The organism is Streptomyces sp. NPDC048278 (assembly GCF_040652195.1).
GTDB lineage: Bacteria > Actinomycetota > Actinomycetes > Streptomycetales > Streptomycetaceae > Streptomyces.
The window spans coordinates 63,288-86,359 of record NZ_JBEZLP010000046.1 but is presented as its reverse complement, the minus strand read 5'-3'; the positions used below and the strand labels follow the sequence as shown (position 1 = coordinate 86,359).

Genomic DNA, 23,072 nt, shown 5'->3' with positions numbered 1-23,072 from the left:
GCGTCGGCCAGCTCACGGTCGAAGACCGACCCCGCGCCGTCCTTGTCGGAGGTGACGACCAGGGTGTGGCCGGCCTTCTCCAGGAAGGACCGCAGACCCAGTTCGCCGGAGACACTGCCGAGAAGGTGGCCCGGGGTGAAGTCGATCGCCTCGGGGGCGGGCGTGGTCTGGCCGCCGGGGTAGTGGTCGATGACCGGGATGTCGTCGCGCGCGTAGCCGGTGGGGTATCCGTCGGTCGGGTCGTCGTACAGGACGCAGAGCACCTTGGCCATGATGGCGGCTCCTCAGCTCCGTTGCGGAAGGTGCGTTCCACGATCCTCGGGGGCAACCGCGCAGGTCAAAGCGAACGTCGCTATCCCGTGATAGGCCGTGCCTATCACCGGTCGCGGCCGGCCAGGACGGCGTCCAGCCGGCTGTCGAGGGCGTCCCGCAGGCCCGCCTCCCGGGCGACCTTCACCAGGGCGCCGGCGAGCACGGACTGGGGTTCGCTGCGGGCGACGACGAGTCCGACCCGGGGGCCGTGGACCGGGCCCTCCAGGGGGACCACGCGCATGCCCTCCGGGACGCCGAACATGTGCAGCCAGGCGTGCGAGATCACACTGGACCACCGGCCGCCGGGAAGGTGGGCGTAGAGGCCGGCCACGCTGTCGGACTCCACGGCCGGGACGGGGGCGGCGCCGTCGGCGGCGAAGCACTCGTCGATGATGCGCCGGTTGCGCATGCGCCGCCCGAGCAGGCACAGCGGCAGGGCGGCGGCCTGCGACCAGGTGGCCGTGACCGCGTCCCCGAGGAGGCCGCCGACCGGGGTGAGCAGGACGTACCGCTCCTCGTAGAGCGGGAAGCGGCGGACCTGGCGCAGTTCGTCGTCGTCCAGGTAGGTCATGGCGGCGTCCAGTTCGAACTCGGCGAGGCCGCGCCGGATGTCGGCCGACGACAGGGACTCCATGGCGACCCGGGCGTGCGGGTGCCGGTCGCAGAAGGGGCCGGTGAGGAGGGAGGCGACGGGGACGGCGGTGGGGACGATGCCGAGCCGCAGGGTGCCGGTGAGGCCGTCGCGCAGCGCCGACAGTTCCTGGCGGAGCGCGTCCCCCTCGGCGAGGATCCGGTGCGCCCAGGCCAGGACGACCTCGCCCTCGGGGGTGAGGCCCTCGTAGCGGCGGCCCCGGCGCACGATCGGGACCGCCAGTTCGTGTTCGAGCCGGCGTATCGCGGCGGACAGGGAGGGCTGCGAGACGTGGCAGGCGACCGCCGCCCGGCCGAAGTGCCGCTCCCGGGCGAGTGCGACGAGGTATTCGAGCTGGCGCAGCAGCATGCGGCCTCCGCGGGCGGGCTGTTCGGCGGATACGAGGGACCGGGGACGGGCTCCGGGTCCAGGTGTACCGGATCGGCGGCGCCCGTTTGACTTCGAGTGCTCTCCAAGTCGTAGCGTCCGGAAGGAGAACGAGTCAGCGGGAAAGGCTGGGAGTCACATGCGACAGCGCAATCTGCGGGATCTTCAGGTGAGCAGCATCGGCCTCGGGTGCATGGGCATGTCCGCCTTCTACGGCACCGCCGACCAGGACGAGGGCGTGCGCACCATCCACCGCGCGCGGGAACTGGGCGTCACCTTCCTCGACACCGCGCAGCTCTACGGGCCGCTCACCAACGAGTCGCTGGTCGGCGAGGCGATCCGGGGGCACCGGGACGAGTACGTGATCGCCACGAAGTTCAACTACCGGATGGACCACGCCGTCCCCGGCGACATGAGCAGCATCGGCCCGCAGGACGGCTCGGCCGAGCACGTCCGCAGCTCGGTCCACGGCTCGCTGCGGCGTCTGGGCACCGACTACATCGACCTCTACTACCAGCACCGCGTCGACCCGAACGTGCCGATCGAGGAGACCGTCGGCGCCCTGGCCGAGCTGGTCGCCGAGGGCAAGGTGCGGCACATCGGGCTGAGCGAGGCGAGCGCCGAGACGATCCGGCGGGCCGACGCCGTGCACCCGGTCGCGGCCGTGCAGACCGAGTACTCGCTGTGGACCCGGGACCCGGAGGACGAGGTGCTGCCGGCCTGCCGGGAGCTGGGCATCGGGTTCGTCCCGTACTCGCCGCTGGGCCGCGGCTTCCTGGCCGGCCGGTTCTCCTCCCCGGACGACCTCGACGCGAACGACTGGCGCCGTACCGGTCCCCGCTTCACCGGCGACAACCTGGAGACGAACCTGCGGCTGGCCGCCAAGGTGAAGGAGATCGCCGCCGAGAAGGAGGTGACCCCGGCCCAGCTGGCCCTCGCCTGGGTGCTGGCGCAGGGCGACGGCATCGTGCCGATCCCGGGCACCAAGCGCGTCACCTACCTGGAGCAGAACGCGGGCGCGGTCGACGTCGAGCTGACCAAGGAGGACCTGGCCCGGATCGAGGCCGAGGTGCCGCGGGCGGCCGGCGAGCGCTACGACGCGGCCGGGATGCGGTCCGTGAACCTCTAGGGAGCCGTAGATCTCCCCGGAGGTGCCGTGCGGCGCCGCCGGGGAACCGCCCGGCTCGCGGTGGCCGGTCCCCAGGCGGTGGCGCACGCTGGTGGCATGGGCAAGCTGCAGGGCTGTGTGACGGGGCTGCGGCGGTCGTGGCAGTCGTCGCACGCGCTGCTGCTGCTCCCGGTCCTGCTCATCCTGGTGATCACGGTGGCGGACCTGCGCACCCCCGAGAGCATCCATCTGGGCCCGGCCCTGGTCATCGCCCCGGCGCTCACCCCGTCCTTCGCGGGACCCCGGTCGACCGCGCTGGTCGGGGTGCTGGCGGTGATCGCGCAGGTGGTGATCGCGGTGTTCCACGGTGGTCTGACCACCGCGAACCACATCGTGCAGATCGTCACCCTGACGGTGCTCTCGGTGATGGTGGTGGTCTACAGCGCGATCCGTGAGCGGCGCCGCGCCCAGCTGGCCCAGGTGCGCTCGGTCGCCGAGGCCGCGCAGCACGTCCTGATGTGGCCGCTGCCCGAGCACATCGGACCGCTGCGGATCGCCTCGCTGTACCTGGCCGCCGAGGACGAGGCGCAGATCGGCGGCGACCTGTACGCGGCCACCCGCTGCAACGACGAGGTGCGGGTCCTGATCGGCGACGTACGGGGCAAGGGCCTGTCGGCGATCGGCGAGGCGGCCCTGCTGCTCGGCGCGTTCCGGGAGTCCGCCCACCGGCACGTCGCCCTGCCGGACCTCGCCGTCGCCCTGGACCAGAGCGTGCAGCGGTACGCCGCGGACCTGGAGCCGCCGGAGGAGGCGGGCGAGCGGTTCGCCACCGCGCTGCTGGTCGAGATCCCCGACGCGGATCCGGTCACCCGGATGACCAGCTCCGGCCATCCGCCGCCGCTGCTGCTCAGCCCGGGGCACGCGGTCACCGTGCCGAGCCTGCACCCGTCGCCGCCCCTCGGCGTGCCCGAGGCGGGCGGCGGCTCCGAGCACACCCTCGACGTGTTCTCCTTCGAGCCCGGTGACACCCTGCTGCTCTACACCGACGGGGTCGTCGAGGCCCGGGACGCGCAGGGCCGCTTCTACCCGCTCGCCGAGCGGGTCGCGCAGTGGACCGACGCCAGTCCGGAGGCGCTGATGCACCACATCCGGCGCGACCTGCTGGCGCACGCGGGCGGCCACCTCGGCGACGACGCGGCGCTGATCGCCCTGCACCGCACCCCGACCGTGCACCACCGGCACCACCACGGCATCCTCGGCCACGGCTCCGCGCGCGCCTAGCAGGCCTCAGAACTCCGTGCTCTGCGCCTGCAGGTACGTGGTCAGGAGGGCGAGCTTCGCGTCGCTGTCGGCCACCGCCAGCGGGCCGGGGTTCCCGCCGAGTTCCATGGTCTGCGGGGTGTCGGTGGCGACGGCGGGCCAGTTGGTGAGTGAGCCGCCGTTCGGGTCGCCGGTGGCGGCGAAGCGGGCGACGTAGGAGGCGGTGGTGTCGGCGGTGTCGTAGTCCTTGGCGGTCCAGGGGCGGTCGGTGTTGTAGAGGTGGCCGAGCAGGTAGTAGACGTCGGAGCCCTCGAAGGCGCCGGTCGCGTCGGTGCCGATGACCGGGTTGGTGTCGTCGTACCCGGGCGGGACGCGGGTCCAGAAGTAGGTGTGCACGGCGCTGGAGTTGGCGGCCGTGTCCTTGAACTGGGTCGCCCACAGGAAGGCGGAGACGCGTTCCTCGTCCCGGGCGTAGGCGTTGAACTGCTGGGCGGCCGTCGTGTCGCCGTCGGCCGGGTAGAGGTCGAGGAAGGTGTCCGCGAGCCCCAGCGGGCCGAACTCTGCGCGGGCGTACGCCTGGAACGCGTCGAGGGTCAGTTTCAGGCCGGGCGAGGCGCCGTTGGCGTCCCGGCAGACGCCGGTCAGGACGGGCACGTCGGTCTCGGCGCGGGCCTTCAGGACGGCGGTGTAGGTGTCGGGCAGGACGTGTCCGTCGAGGACGTGACCGAAGTCGGTGGCGGTGTCGGCGACGGCGCCGGCGCCGGCGACGATGTCGTCGGCGTCCAGCGCGCGCAGGCCCGCGAGATCGGCGGCGCCCAGCCGGGCCGCGAAGTCGGTGCCGTCGGCCTCGGCGGCGGCGAGGGTCCGGTAGCGGCCGGCGTCCCGGGCGAGCGCCGGGTCCTTCGTGTACCGGACGCCCGAGGAGAGCAGGGCGCGGTGGTAGAGGCCCCTGGCCTGCCGGGACGCGAGCAGGATGTGCACGATGGACGCGCCCTGGGCCCAGCCCGCCAGGGTGACCCGGTCCGGGTCGCCGCCGAACCCGCCGATGTTCCGCTGGACCCACTCCAGCGCCGCGACGACGTCCAGGATCCCCCAGTTGCCGGAGCCGCCGTACGCGGACTCGGCGGTCAGCTCGGGGTGGGCGAGACCGCCGAGCGGGCCGACGCGGTGGTCGAGGGTGACGACGACCACGCCCTTCGACGCGAGCAGCGATCCGTTGTAGATCTCCTGGCCCGACCACAGGGCCTGTTCGCCGCCGTACAGCCAGACCAGGACGGGGCCGCCGCTTCCCGAACCGGTCGCCGCCGTCCAGATGTTGAGGTTCAGGCAGTCCTCGCCGAGTGCGGGCACCTGGTCGGCGGGGATGCCCGAGACCGGCTGCGGGCAGGCGGGGCCCCAGGAGTCGGCGGCGCGGACCCCGTCCCAGGAGGGGGCCGGCTGCGGCGGGCGCCAGCGGTTGGCGCCGGCGGTGGTGGCGGCGTACGGGATGCCCTGGTAGACGGTGACGCCGCGCAGGCCGCCCTGGACTCCGGTGACCTGGCCGGACTCCGTGGAGATCACGGTGGCGGCGGTCCTCGCCTCGGCCGGTGCGGCCTGTGCGCCGAGCAGCCCGGCCGCGGTGGCGGCGCCGAGGAAGCCGCGCCGGCTCAACGGGACGGAGGTCAGGTCTGTGTCGCTCACGGGGTTCCCTTTCGGGCTGCGGGGGGGGACGAACCGACGAGCAGCCTGGCCTCGGGCGCGGCCCGCGGCAACCGCATCCGGTGGACTCACAGCAGGTCAACAGCGTCCGACAGGAGCCCAGTTGGATGAGCTGTTCAATTGTCTTTAGGTCAAAGTTAAGTCGTAAGGGTGGTCGTCGGCGGGAGCTGACTGCGAGACTCCGCTGCGCCTTTCACCGACAGGGAGTCCCCCATGACCGCACTGCAACCCCCCACCCGCAGACGGCCGCTCCGCAAGGCCCTCGCCGCCGCCCTCGGCGCGCTCGCGCTGGTCGTCGCCGTGCCCGCCACCGCGCACGCCGACGTCCTGACGCTGCTGCCGCAGAACGCCGACGGTTTGGAGCAGACGTTCTCCCCGGCCTACGACTACGACGGCGACGGCTGCTACGCCACCGCGGCCATCGGCGCCGACGGCACCCTGAACCCCGGGCTGAAGCTCGGCGGCGACGTCAACGGCCACTGCCACGACTACGCGCAGCTCGCCAACGCCAACACCTACTCGCGCGAGAAGTGCAACAACGGCTGGTGCGCGGTGATGTACGCCAGCTACTTCGAGAAGGACCAGGCGACGTACGGGCCGCTGGCCATCGGGCACCGGCACGACTGGGAACACGTCATCGTGTGGATCCAGAACAACCAGGTGCAGTACGTCTCGGTGTCCCAGCACAGCAGCTACCAGGTGGCGGCTGCCTCGGCGATCCGGTTCGACGGCACCCACCCGAAGATCGTGTACCACAAGGACGGACTGTCCACCCACGACTTCCGGTTCGCCAACTCCAACGACGACCCGCCGGAGAACGTGACCGGCGGCTGGTTCTTCCCGCGCCTGGTGGGCTGGGACGGCTACCCGGCGGGCTACCGCGACAAGTTGATGAACGCGGACTTCGGCGACGCCACCATCAAGATCAAGGACGGCTCGTTCAACGCCAACCTGGGGTACTCCATGCCGTCCGGGATCTCGTTCGACCCGAACGCCTGAGCCGGCCGCTCCCCGTGGACGACCGTGCCGGGGCCGGGAAGGTGAGCCCGGCCCCGGCACGGAACCCGTGCTACGGCTTGCGGGCGACCGCTCCGTACATCGCGATGTCCTCGTCGCGGATGCCCTGTTCGCCGGTGCCGTCCGGGTGCCACTTGTGCACCTGGACGATGCCCGGCTCGACCAGCTCCAGGCCCTCGAAGAACTCGTCGGCCTCGTCGATGGTGCGCAGTCGCATCGGCATGTTGCGGGCCGCGTACTCGCGGGCGACCCGGCCCACCTCGTCGGGCGCGAACTCGGCGGTGCCGATGGACATCGCCAGGTAGCTGCCGGACGGCAGCGGTTCGAGCAGCCGCCGCACGACGCCCACCGCGTCGTCCGCGTCGAGCATGAAGTGGACGATGGCGATCACCGTGAGGGCGACCGGCTTGTCCAGGTCGAGGGTCTCGCGCAGCTCGGGGGCCTCGAAGAGGTCCGTCAGGTCGCGGAAGTCGGCCTCGATGTACGCCGTCCGGCCCTCGGGCGTGCTGGAGAGCAGGCCCTGGGACAGGGTGAGGACGATGGGGTCGTTGTCCACGTAGACGACCCGGGAGTCCGGGGAGACCGCCTGGGCTATCTCGTGGAGGTTGGGGGAGGTGGGGATGCCGGTCCCGACGTCCAGGAACTGGCGCATCCCCGCCTCCTCGGCGAGCCAGCGCACGGCGCGGTTCATCCAGTCGCGGTTGGCACGCATGTGGATCGGGAGCGCGGGCCACTCCCGGGACATCGCGTCGCCCGCCTCCTGGTCGGCGGGGTAGTAGTCCTTGCCGCCCAGGATGTAGTCGTAGATCCGTGCGGAGTGCGCGTTCTCGGTGTCGATGCGGTCGGCCGGCCATCCGTTGTCGGGCAACGCCGTGTCTCCCATTCAGGTGAGGGATGCGGGGGTGTTCGGGGGGCTGCGCGGTGGTGCGTCGGAGGTGGGGGGTTGGTTGAACGATCAGCTATAGCAAGGAAGTTCCGGGAAATCCGATCACATCAGGAAGTCGGCGTCACCCGCCTTCACACCGGACAGGAAACTCGTCATCTCACGGGGTGTGAAGACCAGCGCCGGTCCGTCGGGGTCGGTCGACTGGCGTACCGCGACCCGGCCGTCGGCGAGCTTCTTCACTTCGACGCAGGCGCCGCCGGCGTCGTCGCTCCACGGCTTGGACCAGCCGCGCGCGCCGAGTTGCCGGGACGGGATGCCGTTGCGTATGGGGTGGTGCACGTCAGAGCTCCTTGCGAATCGCACCGAGGATCGCCTCGGTCTTTCTGGCGGGCGCCGCCTGGGCGCCCAACCGGTCCAGGGCCTCGCGATAGACCACGACGTCGTCGCTCTTGTCCAGGTAGACAGCGCCCACCAGGCCGTTGAGATAGACGATGTCGGGCAGCTCGGGGGCCTTGAACCGGAAGAGGTGGTACGCACCGGCGCGCATGGCGGGGTGCGGGCCGTTGGCGAACGGCATGATCTGCAAGGTGACGTTGGGGAGCCGGTTGATCTCGATGAGATGGTCGATCTGGGCCCGCATGACCTCGGCACCGCCGACCGGCCAGCGCAGCACCGTCTCGTCCATCACGACCCACAGCCGCGGCGGGGCCGGCCGGGTGATCAGCTCCTGGCGGCGCATGCGCAGCGCCACCATGCGCTCGGTCGCCTCGCCCGGCGCGTGCGGGTTGCCGGCGCCGAGCAGGGCGGCGGCGTACGCGCGGGTCTGCAACAGGCCGTGCACGAACTCGTTCTCGTAGGCGCGGATCTGCAACGCGGCCTGTTCCAGGCTCAGATACGCGGCGAACCAGTCGGGCATCACGTCACGGTAGGTGTGCCACCAGCCGCGCTTGTTGGCCTCACGCACCGACTGCAGAAAGGTGTCGACCTCCTGGCGGTCCGTCACGCCGTAGACCTGCAACAGTTTCTCGGCGTCGGCCAGCCGGAGCCGGGCCACCTTGGCGGCCTCCATCCGGCGGATCGTGGAGTGGCTGACCCCGATCGCGGCGGCTGCCTGCTCGTAGGTCAGGCCGGCCCGGGTCCGCATCTCCTCCAGCTGCCGGCCGAGGATCATGCGCAGGACGGACGGGGCTCCGCCCCAGTCGGTCTCCGAGGTCACGCCCTACCCCCTCCACCAGGTTTCAGGGTCACCGTCTCACGTACTCGTGATCGTTCACGGACTCGTTCGATCACTTCCTGCCGGGAGCAGCATGCACTTCGCTTCTTGCAATTTTCAACTTGCTGGTTGCGAGGCGATGTTGGCAGATGCCAAAGTGGAGTCACTGCTCCGGCCGACCAAGGAGCAGGCGAAGCAGTCCAGTTGGGGGAAACTGAGCTGCGGCCCGGCGCCGCCCAGGCACGGGTCGTCGTCTGCCCCCGAGCGGCCCGGGACGGATTGCGACCGATCAGCCCCCACGCTGCGAAGCCGGACGAAAGGCGCACGGCGATGGCCCCGCCCTCTCTCCCCCAGCCGCTCGACCGACTGCCCGAGGACCGCATACCCGGTCTGCCCCGGCCGGCCCTGACGGCCGCCGCCGAAGGCCCGTACCGCCCGTCGGACGCGACGGGCGTCCCCAGACCACCCGGAGGCGAACGCCTCGGTCGACTCCCTGGGCCGCAAGGCCTCGACCGGTTCGCCTCCGGGGACCGCTCCGCCCTGCACAGCCGGGTCTTCGACCTGGCGCCGACGCCCCGCGCGGTGGGCAACGCCCGCCGGAGCGTGGGCGAGCTGCTCGACTCGTGGGGCGTCGGCGAGGAGGCCCGCGACAACGCGGTCCTGGTGACCTCGGAACTGGTCACCAACGCGATCGTGCACTCGGCCGGCCGACGGATCGTCTGCCGGGTGCACGCGGGCGCCGACCGGATCCGCATCGAGGTCGAGGACCAGAACAACGGGAGCATCGCGCTCCCGGCACCCCGGCGGGCCAGACCGGACGAGCAGAACGGGCGCGGCCTGTTCCTCGTCGACGCCCTCAGTCTCGACTGGGGCGTCACGGCAGCGCCGGAGGGACGGCCCTCCGCCCGCGTCGTCTGGGCCGAGCTGTCGACGGCACCGGACGCACCGCTCCACACCCCCAGCACCTCAGGAGGCCCCCCGCCCCATGGACCGTCCCCCCACTCCTGACCCCGCCGCCGACCCGTCCTGGACCAGCACCCGCCCCAAACCCGGCCCGGACCAACCCCACACCGCTCCGGCGGGCTGATCCGCCCGCACCCCACCGCGGCCGGGACCCGCTCGTTCCGGCCGCGCCGCGTGACCGATCCGCCGCACGACCGATGCACGGAGTCATCGATCCGCCGTGTCGTCGATCCGCCGCTCGCCGATCGTCCCGGCACCGGCCACGGGTTGCCGTTCACTCCGCCGCGTGGGCCAGCAACGCGGTGGCCGCCGCCCGCAGTTGTATCGCCGCGGTCACGCAGGCCGTCGCCTGCCGCTCCAGATCGGCGCCGCCCCACTCCGGCGCCCCGGCACGGTCGCCCAGCCGCTCGGCGGCCCCGCGCAGCCGCTCGGCGTAGCCGTCCATCCGGTCCGCGTCGGCCCTCAGACCGTCCACGTACGCGAGGAGCTCGGGGGCGGCGGTGACGGGACGGGATTCGGTCGCCATGGGGCTCACCTGCACTCGGAGGGATGCCTAGCGCGGCAGCACCGCGCCGGCGCTTCTGTGGGCCACGAACCGCGGGCTGGTCAGGACGAACCCCGGCCGTACGGCATCGAGTTCGAGGATCTGGAGGTGCCTCGCGAGCGTCCCGTGGGCGCCGTCAAGGCGCAGCCGCAGCCGGGGCCGGGCATGGACGCGCGGTCTGCCGTGGGCGCGGACCAGGGTGCGGACGGTGCTCTCGCCGCGGCGCCCGTAGAGCACCCAGTCCGCCTCGGGGCAGCGGGCACCCGGACCTGGGCGGCCCTCCACCGAGACACCCAACTCGGGTGCGTGCACGCGCAGTTCCCGCCCCTGTAGCTCGACGTCGGCGGAGCCGCGTACGGCCGGCTGGGCCCACAGCTCCTCGGCCACCGCCCGCGCCTCCTCCGTGCCGACGGCGAGCGCGACCACGTACCGTCCGGTGCGCCGCAGGTCGGCCCGGCGCAGCAGGTCCGCGGCGAGATCGTAGGCGTGCGGTCGCCACAGGTCGTCGACCAGCACCGACAGGCCGAGTTCGGTGTAGGGGCCGATGGTGGTGCAGCGGTGCTCGTAGAGGGAGAGCACGGCGAGGGCGCGGCGGCCGAGCCGGGTGGGGACCATCCAGGCGACGTCGGGCAGCAGGCTGCGGGCCACGTCGGTGTCGACCGGGAAGCACAGGTGCGCGGCGGAGGAGTCGTAGTAGCGCACCGGCACGTCGACCGGGCCCGCCGAGGTGGCGAGGCCGGTGGTGGGGACGGCCAGGAACGGGTAGCCCTCGGGCGGACGGCCGCGGTCCCTGAGCCGGTAGACACGGGTGCGTTCGACCGGACCCCGGTAGGCGGCGAGGGCCCGGTCGACGTCGGCCCGGGCCTGCGGGATCACCGTCTCCAGGTGGTCGATGTACACGCGGAGCAGGTGGCAGCGCGGGAACTCTCGGGTGGGGCCGGTGTAGTCGACCCGGTACCGGTTGGGGTGCGGGGCGCCGGGACCGTCCGGGAGCGGGACGATGTCGTACCGGTTGGTGATGCCGGCCACCCAGGTGCGCGGGTCGGCGGGCCTGCGGTCGTCGGCCTGCGCGCCCACGGCGACCACGTGGGTGACCCGGTAGGCGCGGCAGAACTCGTCGTCCTGCGCGAGGTTCAGCAGCGCGATCCCGCCCTCGCCGTGCCCGACCAGCGCGAGGTCGGCGCCGCGCGGGATGCCGTGGTCCCGGATCGCCAGCAGGATCGAGCGGGCGTACGGCGAGTCGGTCAGGAACAGGTTGCGCCAGGCGCCGGCGAAGTCCTGCGGGGAGTCCTCGCGGGGGCGGCCCGGAGCCGTGCCGGGCGCCTGGACGACGTACCGGAGCACGCCGTCGGGGCCGCGTACCTCCTGGACGAGGACGCGGGTGTCGCCGGCCAGCGCGTCAATGTTGCGCAGGAAGCCGAGGAAGGAGCCCTCGGTGGCGAGGGACACCGCCTCCCGGGCGGAGAGTTCGACGGCCTGCGCGGCGCCCGCGCCCTGGTCCGCGACGGCGAGGTGGGAGGCGTCGAGGCCCCGGACCGACCCCGCGGTCAGTGCCCGGCCGGCGGCCAGCGCCCAGGCAGTGTCGTCGCTGAGCGGGTCCTCGTCCAACAGGCCCCGGACGGCGAGGAGTTCCGCCAGGATCGGGGCGAGAGCCGACAGCGGGCGCTGCGCGTCCTCGTCCTTGAACAGGGCGCGCAGCGCGCGGACGGCCGCCTCCGGGTCGTGGTCGGCGGTGACCGCGTCCGTCAGCCGGCGCATGCCCGGGTCGCGCCCGAACTCCGGGTGGTCGAGGAGCACGGCGGCGATCCTCAGCCGCAGCGAGGTGACCGCCACCAGCGCGGCCAGGCTCTGCCGGCCCAGCGCCTCCCCGGCCGCGCCGAGCAGATGGCCGACGCCGTCCGGTGCGACGATCGCCGAGCCGCCGAGACCCTGCCGGTTGGTGAGCGTCCGCAGCAGCGCCCAGCGGGCGGCCAGGCCGGTGCGCGGGCGGCGGCGCGCGGAACCCGTCAGCGCCGGGGCGAACAGGACGGAGCTGGTCCGTGCGGAGACCTCGCGGATGCCCTCGGCGACGGCCACCACGTCACGGGCGCACTCCCGCAGCATCTCCGCCGCGGGCGGCCCGCAGGCACGCCGCTGCGCTGCCATCCGACGCTCCCTCGGATCGACGACACGGCCTGCTCCCATCGTGTGCCCTGGCTCCGGCGCCCGCACCTTCGTCCGTCCGGGTGACCTGCGCCCGGAGACCGCTCAGGCGTCGGCGGTGAGACCGGCGGCGAGTGTCGCGCCCAGTTCCCAGCACGCCTCGATGTCGGCCTTGCCGGGCTCGCCGGTCACCGTGACCGGTTCGGCCGCCCGGCGCCAGCCGAGGCCGGTGGTGAGGGAGTCGAGGGCGCGCAGGGCGCCGGTGACGTCGTTGCCGCCGTGCACGTAGGCGCCGAAGGGCCGGCCGCGCGTCTCGTCCAGGCACGGGTAGTAGACCTGGTCGAAGAAATGTTTGAGCGCGCCGGAGACGTAACCGAGGTTGGCCGGGGTGCCGAGGAGGTATCCGTCGGCCGCGAGCACGTCGGCGGCGGTGGCGGACAGCGCCGCCCGGCGCACGACCCGGACGCCCTCGATCTCCGGGGCGGTCGCCCCGGAGACCACGGCCTCGAACATGGCCTGGCAGTGCGGTGACGGGGTGTGGTGGACGATCAGCAAGGTGGGCACACCGGCACCCTGCCCTGCGGTGCCCGCCGACGGCAAACGGCGACGGGCGGCGCCCGGGGCTGTAGGGGCGGGGCCCCACGGTCACGGCCGTGCGGGCAAGGAAGCACGGTCAGGGCTGTACGGGCAAGGCCGTACGGGCAAGGCAGCACAGTCACGGCTGGACGGTCACGGCTGGACGGGCAGGCTCCAGCAGTTGGAGCCGGCCGGCAGGCCGGAGAGGCGGGCGGTGAGCCAGGCGACGGCGTCGCCCTGGTCGGTGAGCAGGGGTTCCAGGTGGTTCAGCAGGGCGCGGCCCGCGTCCGGCAGGAGCACCGGCACGTAGGTGACGTCCGCGCCCTCGGCACACCAGTCGACGGCGAGCTGCCGGGCCTGCGCGTGCGGGACGAGGTCGTCGCTGACGCCGGTGGCCAGCCGGACCGGGCTCGCCGGCGCGGTCCTGCCGATGCGCTGTCCGTCCAGGAAGGCCTGGAGCGCGGGCTCCTCGGCGACGACCTCGGAGAGGGAGCTGCCGTCGTTCGTCCAGGCGGTGCTGTGCTGGGAACCGTAGGCGAGGAGCGCGTCGCCGACGCACATCGTCGACAGGTCGGCGAGGGCGGCGCGGCCGGCCGCGCCGAGGTGGGCGTCGACGATCGGTGCCAGCGCCGGGTCGGCCTGGACGAAGCCGTTGACCGCCCAGCCGAGGGCGCCGGCCAGGTCGCTGCCGTCGATGGCCGCGGTGACGGCGGTCAGGTCGGCGGGCGGCGCCCCGGCGTAGCTGCCGGCGAGGGTGATGTCCGGGGCGTAGGCGGGCTGGAGCTCGGCGGCAGCGGCGGTGGCGCCGCCGCCCTGGCTGTAGCCGAACAGGCCGACCCGCGAGGCCGCGGTGACCGAGGTGCCGGGGAGGTTGCGGGCGGCGCGTACGGCGTCCAGGACGGCGTGGGCGCCGTCGAGCCGGTTGACGTAGGTGTGCAGCCGGTCCGTGGCGCCGAGTCCCACGTAGTCGGTGACGACGACCGCGACGCCCTCGGTGAGCAGCCGGTAGATCGACAGGTCCTCGTAACCCACCGACACCGTCCGGCCGTTGAGGAGCAGCGGGTACTGCAGGCCCATGGAGGCGGCGCACTGGTCGCCCTGCCCCATGGTGCCGGGGGCCAGCGCGACCAGCGGGCGGGCGCCGGGGCCGAGCCAGGGGGCGGTGGGCTCCAGGTAGGCGCCGGTGACGGCGACGGGGTCGCCCGCCGAGTCGGTGGACTTGTACATCAGCCGGGTCGCGGTGGCGGGCAGCGGGCCGGACAGGCTCGGCAGGCTCAGGGCCAGCGGGAGGGGCTGGGTGCGGACGAGGGCGCCGTCGGCCGTGGGCAGGGAGGCCGGCGGGTCGTAGAAGGCGGGGATGGTGACGCCCCGCGAGACCTCCGCCTGGGAGGCCGTGGCCTGCAGGGTCTGCAGGCAGAGACAGGCGGCAGCGGCGACGGCGGCGGCCAGCAGGCGAACGCGTACGGGCATGGGGAGGGACCTCCTGGACGTGCGTGGACGTGGGAGGTGGTGCGTGGGGACCCGGGCGATGCCGGGTGACGGCGGTCCCGGTGCGGCAGCCGGGACACATGGCGGCTCCCCTCGACGGTAACGAGCGGGGGTTACCGGCGGTACCGCCGAGTAGGTTACGGTTCAGTAATGTGACGCGCCGTCAACCGGGATCATCCGCCCCGCATGCGTACACGCCCGCACCGCTCCCCTACCCGCCCGCACCGCTCGCGTACGACGGTGTCGGCGCCCTCGGTTAGAGTGACCGCCCTGCGTCGTACCAAGGGGAGGTAAAGGGTGGGGACTCACGGGGGCAGAGTGGCGCTGACCGGGCTGTTCGTGGCGCTGCTTGCGGGATGCGGCGCCACGCCGCGCGCCGTCGAGGTGACCGAGTCGGGTCACGCGTCCGGTGCGGCGGCGCAGCGCGGGGGCTCGATCGGCGCCGCCGGTTCGGCCTGCGAGCTGCCGGTGGTGTTCGACATCGCCAGGGGCTGGAAGGCAGAGGCCGTCGACGACCTCGCCGCCGTCGCCTCGGCCGGCACCGACAACGACATCACCGAGGAGGTCGTAGACGGCCTGCTGCGCCAGGGCCCGGTGACCATGGTCTGCGAGGTCGACGCCAAACCGGCCGGGAACATCGGCTTCTTGAGGGCGTGGACCGGCCGGCCCGGCAGCGGCGACGCGCGCGCCGTGCTCCGGGCGTTCGTGGCCGCCGAGCGCAACACGAGCGGGGCGACGTACCGGACCTTCACCGCGGGCGGTCTCTCCGGGATCCGGGTCGACTACCTGTACAACAGCAAGCTGCTGGAGGAGACCAAGAAGGAGTCCGCGCTCGCCGTGGTCACCTCGAAGGGCCCCGTCGTCCTGCACCTGGGCGGGCTCGACAGCGCGGAGCACGACGAGATGCTCCCCGCGTTCGAGCTCGCCCAGGACACACTGCGCAGCAGGTGAGAGGGCCTGTCAGATCCGGTTCCGCTTGGTGCGCCAGAGCAACGCGGCCCCGGCTGCCAGCAGCAGGCCGCCGAAGACCGCGGGCCACAGGTGGGCGCCGGTCTCGGCGAGACCGCCCTGGACGGCCTGGGGCTCGGTCTGGGGCTCCGTCCCGGAACCGGTGCCCGGGGTCTGCTGACCGGCCGGGGCGGCGACCGCGGTGCCGGTCGGCGCGGCGGTGTCGCCGGCGGCGGGCGCCTCGGTGTCGGGCCGCTGGGTCGGCTCGCTGATCACACCGCCGCCGGACGACTTCGTGGTCGACGTCTTCTTCGGCGACGGAGTCGCGTAGACCCTCGGCAGCTCACTGCCGCCGGAGCCGGAGCCGGAGCCGGGTGCGGTGGCGGTCTCGGTGGCCGGGGTGCCGGCCGGCGGCTCGGACGAGGGCTGGTCGGCCGGGGGCTGCTCGGACGGCGGCTGCTGGGTCGCCGGCTCGGACGGCTCGGCACTCTGCGACTCGGCCGGCGGCTCGACCGGGCTCGCGGTGTCGCTCGGCCCGGACGGCTCCGCGCTCTGGGACGGCGGCTGCTCGTCGGCGCCCGCCCCGCAGGTCCGGCCGGAGTTGATGCAGTCGACCATCTTCCGCATCAGGCTCTCGTCGAAGACGTTGATGAAGTCCCCGTGGTCGGTGACCGGCTTGTGCAGCTGCTCGGGGAACGAGTCCACCGCGAACAGCGGGACCGTACGGCCGCCGTCCTGGAGGCTCGGCGCGTCCACGGCGTAGACGATGCGCTGCACCAGCTGCGGGATGGCCTGGAAGCCCGCCGGGCAGCTGCCGTCGGGGCCCTCGAACGCCACGTGGGTACGGTGGTTGGCGCTGTCGATGTTCCGGCCGTCCCAGCAGCTCTGGAACTTGAACGTGCGCACGACGTCGCTGCCGGAGGGGCAGAGCGGGTACTTGTCCTTGAGTTGCCGGTTCTCGTAACCGGTGCAGCTCCAGGAGGCGTTGGCGTTGGCCGGGCCGTTGACGAACGCCTTGGCGTCGCCGGTGATGATGCGCAGCAGCCGCGGCATCGCGGTGACCTTGGAGGTGGGGTTGCCCTCGAAGGTCAGCGTGACCTCCTTCGCCGTGACGATCTGCCCGGCGTTGCCCTCGGTGCCGCCGCCCGGCTTGTCGGCGTCCCGCTCCTGCTTGCCGTTCTGCAGCCGCAGCACGGGCCAGTAGTACGTGGACTTGTCGCCCTGGTCCGCGCAGCTGGTGTCGGCGTTCGCGAGGTCCTGGTCGCTGGCGAAGGCGTTGTTGGACTGGTTGCCGATGTAGTCGTGGAAGTGGTGGGCGCCGTTGGAGACGCCGGGCGCGACGATCACGTTGTCCGAGTTGAACAGGCCGTTGGCGTTGACGCCGCAGCTGGAGGAGAAGGTGCCCGTGGAACCGCCGGACTGCTCGGCCGGGGTCGTGACGTCGGGCTGGACGGAGGTGATGTCCGCGTAGTCGGCGGCGACCGGTCCGTTGCCGCCCTGGCCGCCGGCGCCGGTGCCGGTCCCCTGGCTCGGCGCGGCGCTGCCCTGGCCGCCCTGGCTCGGGGTGGCGCCGTCCTGGGGTGCCGCCGACTGCCCGCCGCTCTGGTCGGAGGAGCGCAGGGTGCAGGCGGCGAGGTCGTCGAGGCCCTGCGGGCGGTCGCCCTCGCGGCCGATGGCGTCGGCGATGCGCTGGATCGACTCGGACCGCTTCTCCTTGAGCGGGTCGATGATCGACTGGCCGGCGAAGGCGGGGTCCTGCTCGATCTCGGCGGCGGACTGCGTGAGTTGCTGGTAGGCGGCGGCGATCTGCTGGTCCAGCTGGGCGAGTTCACGGTCGACGTCGGCCCGGGCGCCGTCGGGCACCGCCGTCAGCCGGCTGCCGACGTCGGGACAGTAGATCGTGGGCGCGGACAGCACCTGGCCGGTGGCGACCTGGTCCTGGCCGCCGCCGTTCTCGGTGGCCGAGGCATAGACGTTCACCGCGACGAGTCCTCCGCCGCCGAGCATCAGGGCGACCGCTGCGAAGGTCGCGCGTTGTGCGCCGGTCGGGCGTCTGCGCCTGTTGCTTCTCAAGGTCGTTCCCCTGCGTGTCGTGGGCGGCCGGGCATGGAGATCCCCGGCCTAATACGGCAGCCGGCGCCACCGTGTTCAACGGACCCAGAAATTCACGGTGACCTCACAGGAAGCGGATGCCCCGGAAGGGGCGGAACGCGACCGACGGCAACCCCCCGGTGACCCTGCGAATGCACTGGATGCGCGCGAAATGCCGTGCCGTACGGTCGAGTTCCGAACGCTACGACGAACATCACAAATACGTATCGGACATTAGCCACTTCAACCTTCACACGAGTGACACAAGTTGGCTAAGTTGACGGGCAAGCCGTTCGGCTCCCCCCGGCGAATCCCGTCGGGCCGCGCGGCCTCCGCCGAGTCCGGTGCCCCTCAGGGGCGGATCCGGAGCCGGGGACCCAACCGATCACTGGGGTGAATCGGCCGACCGTCCACGAGGACAACGGCCGTAGGGCATGCCTTCCGGATTCGACCGCCCGAACCCGACAGCTAACCCGGTAGGCGGAGTACGGAAGGAGCACGACCCCTCAATGGCGCCCGAAAGCCGTGACGAGGTTCGACAGCGGATCGACAGCCTCTACGACCAGGCCGAGAACGCCACCGGGAACTACAACGCCACCCGTGCGATGAGCGGAGGCTCGCGCTCACGCGGTGTCCCGCTGTTCAAACGGCCCCGTCGCGACGACCCGGGCCTCGACAACATCGCCCGGGAGTGGTTCGAGGGGGCGCGCTCCAGGCTGGGGCCGAGCGTTCCGGCCGCGCTGCCCACCGACCGGCAGCCGGGCCGGCCCGGCCCGCGCCGGCCCGTCAGCGCCATGGCCGCCGACCTGCTCGGCCAGCTCGAGGACTCCGGTCCGGCCCGGCTGGAGCTGACCGCGGGGCCGTCCGCGCAGAGCGAGATCGAGGTCGTCCGCGAGCTGCCGTCGCGCCCGAAGCTGGAACTGACGGCGGGGCCCGCCGGGGCGCTGCCCGCGGGGCCTTCGGGTGCGCCGAGGGCGCTGCCCGCCGCCGGGCCGCAGCGGCCCACGCCGGGTGCCTCGAAGACCAGGAACCAGCTCAAGCTCGCCAAGGCGCGCGAGGTGCTGTCCCAGCGCACCGGACAGCGCGCGATCGCCGCCCTCGACCCGGCGCCGGTCCCGGTCCCGGTCGCCCAGGCCGCTCCGCCGGCGCCCAGCCCCTGGCCCACGCCCGAGAGGCAGGCCCCGGCGCAGCCGTGGCAGACTCCTCCCGTCGGCATACCGAACCAGCGCACCGGCAGCGGCTCCTTCCGCGGCGACTCCCGTCCGGCCACCCGCGCGCTCCCCGCGGTGACCGAGACCGGCGGCATCCCGATCGTCTCCCCGTCGGACACCGGCACCTTCCGCATCATGACCCCGGGGGGTGCCGACAGCGCCCCGACCCGCGCCGCGGCCGACTCCACCGGCTTCCGCGTCATGACCCCCGGAGCCGCCGACAGCGCCCCCACCCCGGCCGCGGCCGACTCCAGCGGCTTCCGCGTCATGACCCCGGGCGGCCCGGGCGGCGGGAACTACCAGACCGGGCCCGCCAGGGACGCGGGTGCCGCCCAGGCTCCGGCTCCGTCCCCGGGGGACTCCGGCTCCTTCCGCATCATGACGCCGGGCGCCACGGGCTCGTTCCCGATGCCGACCCCGGCCGACGCGGGCACCTTCCCGGCCGCGGACCCCATGGGCACGAACGCCTTCCCGACGGCGGATCCCATGGGCACGAACGCCTTCCCGACGGCGGATCCCATGGCGAGCACCAGCGTCATGCCGACCGCGGACCCGATGGCGAGCACGAGCGTCTTCCCGACCGTGGCTCCCACGAACACGGGCGCTTTCCCGACCGCCGCCCCCATGAACGGCGGCGGCGTCTTCCCGGCCGCTCCCCCGGCCGCTCCCGCCCAGGCCCCCGGCCCGATGGACCTCGGCGGCTTCCGGGTCATGTCGCCGAACGCGCCCGCCGCCTACGCCGACATCCCCCAGGCCGCCGCCGACACCGCCTACGCCAACGGTGCCTACCCCGCGGCGGCCCCCGTCGCCCCCGCGGCCCCGATGGCCCCGATGGCCCCCATGCCGCCTGCCGCGCCCTTCGCCGCGGCACCCGCCGCCGACATGTACGGCACCTACGCGGCAGGTATGCAGCCCGCCGACGGCGCCTACGCCTACGCCGCCACCACGGCCATGCCGACGGCGATGGCAGCGCCCGTCGCCGCGACACCCGCACCGATGACCATGTCCATGCCGATGGCAGCCCCGATGCCGTCCCCCATGGCAGCGCCTGCGGCGGCACCGATGGCGGCCCCGATGACCGTGTCGCCCGAGGCGATGATGGCCGCCGCGCCCGCCATGGCGATGCCCACGGCCGCCCCCGCCCCGGCCGCACCGGTCTACACCGCCCCGCTCCCCACCACGCCCCTGCCGACCGCACCCGCGCAGGTCGCCGCGCCCGTGCCCGCCCCGGCCGCCCCGGCGCCCGGCGTCTACGCCGACCCCGCCGCCTTCGTCCAGCCGGGCGCCGGGGCCGAGCCGGGCAAGGCCATGAAGGCGCTGGCGTTCGCGCGGGAGCAGATCGGCCGGCCGTGTGTCTGGGGAGCGACCGGGCCGGGGGCGTACGACGCCAGCAGCCTGACCCAGGCCGCCTGGCGCGCCGCAGGCGTGTCGCTGCCGCGTACCGCGGCGGAGCAGACGCTGGCCGGCACCCCGATCACGCTGGCCGCCGTCGAACCCGGTGACCTGGTCTTCTTCTTCGACGACGACAGTCACGTGGGGATCTACGCGGGTGGCGGCGCGATGGTGCACGCCCCGAGCCCCGGGGCGCTCATCCGCGAGGAGTCGATCTACACCGCCGGGGAGTCGGCGATCCACCGGGTGATCCGCCCGGCCTGACCCCTGGCTCCCTGGCCCCGGCCTCCCTGCACCCGGCGGTCGGGATCAGACCCTCCGCCGCCGGGTGCGCCAGCTCTCGTGGTGGTCCAGGAGGGTCTCCTCGACGGGCCGGTAGGCGAGGCCCAGTTCGCGGACGCTGCGGCCGTTGTCGACGCGGAAGCGGATGCCGAGATGCTTGCGTATGTAGTCCTGGGTCAGGCCGAAGAGCGGGCCCAGGACCCGTACCGGCGCGTGCGGGAGCGCGGTGCGCGGCAGGCGCGGGTCCCAGGGGTGGCGGGTGCGGATGATCCGGGCCATCTCGTGGAAGGACGTCATCGTCTCGTTGGCCACGATGTAACGGCCGCGGGCCGCCGGGTTCTCCGCCGCCGCGATGTGCGCGTCGGCCACGTCGCGGACGTCCGCCGTGGTGAAGCTGAAGTCCGGGGCGCCGTAGCAGAAGTAGCCCTTGAACAGCTCGTCGAGCAGGAAGAGGCTGCCGGACTCGGAGGCGGGGGTGAGGGAGGGCCCCAGGATCAGGCCGGGGTTGATCGAGACCAGGCGCCAGCGGTCCTGGGCGGCCTCGGCGTCCCAGGCGGCGCGCTCGGCGACCGTCTTGGCGTAGTGGTAGGGGTTGTTCGCCACCGTGCTGGTGGTGTTGAAGTACTTCTCCGTCAGGACCTCGTCGGCCATCGCGCGGACGTCGGCGTAGTCGCCGAAGATCGCGCCCACGGTGGAGGTGAGGACCAGGGTCGTCACCTCCGGCGTGCGCTCCACCCCGCCGAGCACGTTGCGGGTGCCGAGCAGCGCCGGGTCGACCACGTCCCGTCGGCCGTCCTTGATCCGTTCCGGCATCAGGAACGGCGAGGCGACGTGGAAGACGGTCGCGCAGCCGGCGAACGCCTCGTCGAAGGAGCCGTCCCGGAGCAGGTCCGCCTCGAAGAGCGCGAGCCGGCCGGGAAAGGCCTCCTGGAGCTCCCACAGGGGCCGCGCCTTCGCCCCGTCGGAGGCGCGGCGGACGGTGGCACGGACCCGGTACCCGCGCTCCAGCAGCCGCCGCACCAGATGGCTCCCGACGAATCCGCTGCCGCCGGTCACCGCGACGGTCGTCTCCCCGCGTGCCTGCACGCCCTCACCCCTCGCCCTCCGGCCACCGCGCCTCGGTGCGCCGCAGAGGACAGGGTGGTGCATGGGCCGGGCGCCCGCCAAGCACCGGGAGGCGGCCAGGACACCCCGGCGGCCATAAGCCGCACCCGATACACCTCATAAGATCGGCTTATGAGGTCATAGAGCGGACCCGCGTACTAACTTAGGACTGCCTTAGTTTAGGCTTCCCGTTCGAGATCGACTGTCCTCACTCGAAGGGAACCTGATCATGCCGCGCCCCCTGCGGGTAGCCATCGTCGGAGCCGGCCCCGCCGGGATCTACGCCGCCGACGCCCTGCTCAAGTCCGCGGTGGCCGCCGAGCCCGGCGTGTCCATCGACCTCTTCGAGCGGATGCCCGCCCCGTTCGGCCTGATCCGGTACGGCGTCGCCCCCGACCACCCGCGCATCAAGGGCATCATCACGGCCCTGCACCAGGTCCTCGACAAGCCGCAGATCCGCCTCTTCGGCAACGTCGACTACCCGACCGACATCAGCCTCGACGACCTGCGCACCTTCTACGACGCGGTGATCTTCTCGACCGGCGCGACCGCCGACCGCGAGCTGCGGATACCCGGGATCGAGCTGGACGGCTCCTACGGCGCCGCCGACTTCGTCTCCTGGTACGACGGCCACCCGGACGTGCCGCGCACCTGGCCGCTGGAGGCCGAGAAGGTCGCGGTCCTGGGCGTCGGCAACGTGGCCCTGGACGTGGCCCGCATCCTCGCCAAGACCGCCGACGAGCTGCTGCCGACGGAGATCCCGCCGAACGTCCACGACGGCCTCAAGGCCAACAAGGCCCTCGAAGTGCACGTCTTCGGCCGCCGTGGCCCGGCGCAGGCGAAGTTCTCCCCGATGGAGCTGCGCGAGCTGGACCACTCCCCCAACATCGAGGTCATCGTCGACCCCGAGGACATCGACTACGACGACGGCTCGATCGAGACCCGGCGCGGCAACAAGCAGGCCGACATGGTCGCCAAGACCCTGGAGAACTGGGCGATCCGCGACGTCGGCGACCGCCCGCACAAGCTCTTCCTGCACTTCTTCGAGTCGCCGACCGAGATCCTCGGCGAGGACGGCAAGGTCACCGGCCTGCGCACCGAGCGCACCGCCCTGGACGGCACCGGAAACGTCAAGGGCACCGGCGAGTTCAAGGACTGGGAGCTCGGCGCGGTCTACCGCGCGGTCGGCTACCTCTCCGACAAGCTGCCCAAGCTGCCCTGGGACATCGAGTCGGGCACCGTCCCGGACGAGGGCGGCCGGGTCATCGAGGAGTCCGGCAGCCACCTGCAGTCGACGTACGTCACCGGCTGGATCCGGCGCGGCCCGGTCGGCCTCATCGGCCACACCAAGGGCGACGCCAACGAGACGGTGTCCAACCTGCTGGACGACTACGCGGGCGGCCGGCTGCACACCCCCGAGGCGCCCGCACCGGAGGCCGTGGACGCCTTCCTCGCCGAGCGCGAGGTCCGCTTCACCACCTGGGAGGGCTGGTACAGGCTGGACGCCGCCGAGAAGGCGCTGGGCGAGCCGCAGGGCCGCGAGCGCGTCAAGCTCGTCGAGCGCGAGGACATGCTCCGGGAGAGCGGCGCGTGAGGCGCTGAGGCGTGACCGACGAGAGGGGGGCCGACGCACTGCCGTCGGCCCCCCTCCCGTGCGTCCCGGCAGGGTGAAACGGGGCCCGCCCCGAAGCGGATGGGCGGGCGGGCCCCGTTCGCCGCACCATTCTCCGGGACCGGCCGGATCGGGGGCACGGGTGAACCGGTGTCGTCCGGCGCGCTCGGTGCGCGCCCCGGGTGCGGGGCGCACTCGCCGCGCGCG

The 23,072-nt window shown here is 73.1% G+C and carries 17 protein-coding genes, 2 pseudogenes and 1 riboswitch; of the genes and pseudogenes, 7 read left to right on the top strand and 12 right to left on the bottom strand.

Going from position 1 to position 23,072, the window contains the following annotated elements:
• Both AB0D74_RS45050 and AB0D74_RS45045 read right to left on the bottom strand, forming a co-directional pair.
• Positions 1-272 (bottom strand): annotated as a pseudogene (locus AB0D74_RS45050) (NAD-dependent formate dehydrogenase); the annotation flags it as partial.
• 104 nt (positions 273-376) lie between these two features.
• The gene (locus AB0D74_RS45045) at positions 377-1,312 is read right to left on the bottom strand and encodes a LysR family transcriptional regulator (RefSeq protein ID WP_362600442.1); all 936 of its coding nucleotides are present in this window, start codon (positions 1,310-1,312) and stop codon (positions 377-379) included.
• Between the two features lie 157 nt (positions 1,313-1,469).
• Between AB0D74_RS45045 and AB0D74_RS45040 the strand changes: the two genes are divergently transcribed.
• Both AB0D74_RS45040 and AB0D74_RS45035 read left to right on the top strand, forming a co-directional pair.
• Complete coding sequence (locus AB0D74_RS45040; RefSeq protein WP_362600439.1) at positions 1,470-2,459, top strand: aldo/keto reductase; 990 nt, start codon at positions 1,470-1,472, stop codon at positions 2,457-2,459.
• A 96-nt stretch (positions 2,460-2,555) separates the two neighbouring features.
• Complete coding sequence (locus AB0D74_RS45035; RefSeq protein ID WP_362600436.1) at positions 2,556-3,719, top strand: PP2C family protein-serine/threonine phosphatase; 1,164 nt, start codon at positions 2,556-2,558, stop codon at positions 3,717-3,719.
• Between the two features lie 6 nt (positions 3,720-3,725).
• Here the strand turns inward: AB0D74_RS45035 and AB0D74_RS45030 are convergent, their stop codons facing one another.
• A complete protein-coding gene (locus tag AB0D74_RS45030; protein ID WP_362600433.1) occupies positions 3,726-5,378 on the bottom strand; it encodes a carboxylesterase family protein in 1,653 nt (550 codons plus the stop codon).
• A gap of 231 nt (positions 5,379-5,609) precedes the next feature.
• Between AB0D74_RS45030 and AB0D74_RS45025 the strand changes: the two genes are divergently transcribed.
• Positions 5,610-6,395 (top strand): NPP1 family protein, encoded by a 786-nt coding sequence (locus tag AB0D74_RS45025; protein ID WP_362600430.1) that lies wholly within the window; start codon positions 5,610-5,612, stop codon positions 6,393-6,395.
• 70 nt (positions 6,396-6,465) lie between these two features.
• Here AB0D74_RS45025 and AB0D74_RS45020 read toward each other — a convergent pair whose 3' ends face one another.
• The 3 genes from AB0D74_RS45020 to AB0D74_RS45010 all read right to left on the bottom strand — a co-directional run bounded on the left by AB0D74_RS45020 (position 6,466) and on the right by AB0D74_RS45010 (position 8,515).
• Positions 6,466-7,281, bottom strand: a complete 816-nt coding sequence (locus AB0D74_RS45020; RefSeq protein WP_362600427.1) for an SAM-dependent methyltransferase — start codon at positions 7,279-7,281, stop codon at positions 6,466-6,468.
• Between the two features lie 120 nt (positions 7,282-7,401).
• Positions 7,402-7,638, bottom strand: coding sequence for a DUF397 domain-containing protein (locus tag AB0D74_RS45015; RefSeq protein WP_177233215.1), 237 nt, complete (start codon positions 7,636-7,638; stop codon positions 7,402-7,404).
• A gap of 1 nt (position 7,639) precedes the next feature.
• Complete coding sequence (locus AB0D74_RS45010; RefSeq protein WP_362600424.1) at positions 7,640-8,515, bottom strand: helix-turn-helix transcriptional regulator; 876 nt, start codon at positions 8,513-8,515, stop codon at positions 7,640-7,642.
• A 327-nt stretch (positions 8,516-8,842) separates the two neighbouring features.
• On the opposite strand from AB0D74_RS45010, the gene AB0D74_RS45005 reads away from it, so the two are divergent.
• Positions 8,843-9,520, top strand: coding sequence for an ATP-binding protein (locus tag AB0D74_RS45005; RefSeq protein WP_362600421.1), 678 nt, complete (start codon positions 8,843-8,845; stop codon positions 9,518-9,520).
• Positions 9,521-9,749: 229 nt separating this feature from the next.
• On the opposite strand, the gene AB0D74_RS45000 is transcribed toward AB0D74_RS45005, so the two are convergent.
• From AB0D74_RS45000 to AB0D74_RS44985, 4 genes are all read right to left on the bottom strand, one after another.
• On the bottom strand, positions 9,750-10,001 hold the full coding sequence (locus tag AB0D74_RS45000; protein WP_362600418.1) for a hypothetical protein: 252 nt from the start codon (positions 9,999-10,001) through the stop codon (positions 9,750-9,752).
• Positions 10,002-10,028: 27 nt separating this feature from the next.
• Positions 10,029-12,164, bottom strand: coding sequence for a hypothetical protein (locus AB0D74_RS44995; RefSeq protein WP_362600415.1), 2,136 nt, complete (start codon positions 12,162-12,164; stop codon positions 10,029-10,031).
• Between the two features lie 102 nt (positions 12,165-12,266).
• On the bottom strand, positions 12,267-12,725 hold the full coding sequence (locus AB0D74_RS44990) for an NAD(P)H-dependent oxidoreductase (protein WP_362600412.1): 459 nt from the start codon (positions 12,723-12,725) through the stop codon (positions 12,267-12,269).
• Between the two features lie 165 nt (positions 12,726-12,890).
• Positions 12,891-14,207, bottom strand: coding sequence for a lipase family protein (locus tag AB0D74_RS44985; RefSeq protein WP_362600410.1), 1,317 nt, complete (start codon positions 14,205-14,207; stop codon positions 12,891-12,893).
• Between the two features lie 315 nt (positions 14,208-14,522).
• On the opposite strand from AB0D74_RS44985, the gene AB0D74_RS44980 reads away from it, so the two are divergent.
• The gene (locus AB0D74_RS44980; RefSeq protein ID WP_362600407.1) at positions 14,523-15,176 is read left to right on the top strand and encodes a lipoprotein; all 654 of its coding nucleotides are present in this window, start codon (positions 14,523-14,525) and stop codon (positions 15,174-15,176) included.
• Positions 15,177-15,185: 9 nt separating this feature from the next.
• On the opposite strand, the gene AB0D74_RS44975 is transcribed toward AB0D74_RS44980, so the two are convergent.
• Positions 15,186-17,180, bottom strand: coding sequence for a DUF1996 domain-containing protein (locus AB0D74_RS44975; RefSeq protein ID WP_362600445.1), 1,995 nt, complete (start codon positions 17,178-17,180; stop codon positions 15,186-15,188).
• Between the two features lie 407 nt (positions 17,181-17,587).
• A riboswitch (cyclic di-AMP (ydaO/yuaA leader) is annotated at positions 17,588-17,763 on the top strand.
• 2,014 nt (positions 17,764-19,777) lie between these two features.
• Between AB0D74_RS44975 and AB0D74_RS44970 the strand changes: the two are divergent.
• Positions 19,778-20,131 (top strand): annotated as a pseudogene (locus AB0D74_RS44970) (C40 family peptidase); the annotation flags it as partial.
• A 45-nt stretch (positions 20,132-20,176) separates the two neighbouring features.
• Here AB0D74_RS44970 and AB0D74_RS44965 read toward each other — a convergent pair.
• Positions 20,177-21,235 carry an NAD-dependent epimerase/dehydratase family protein gene (locus AB0D74_RS44965; protein WP_362600404.1) on the bottom strand — a complete coding sequence of 353 codons (1,059 nt, stop codon included), beginning with the start codon at positions 21,233-21,235 and terminating at the stop codon, positions 20,177-20,179.
• Between the two features lie 247 nt (positions 21,236-21,482).
• Between AB0D74_RS44965 and AB0D74_RS44960 the strand changes: the two genes are divergently transcribed.
• Positions 21,483-22,847: an FAD-dependent oxidoreductase gene (locus AB0D74_RS44960; RefSeq protein ID WP_362600401.1), complete on the top strand. Its 1,365-nt coding sequence runs from the start codon at positions 21,483-21,485 to the stop codon at positions 22,845-22,847.
• The last annotated feature ends 225 nt before the right edge of the window (positions 22,848-23,072 follow it).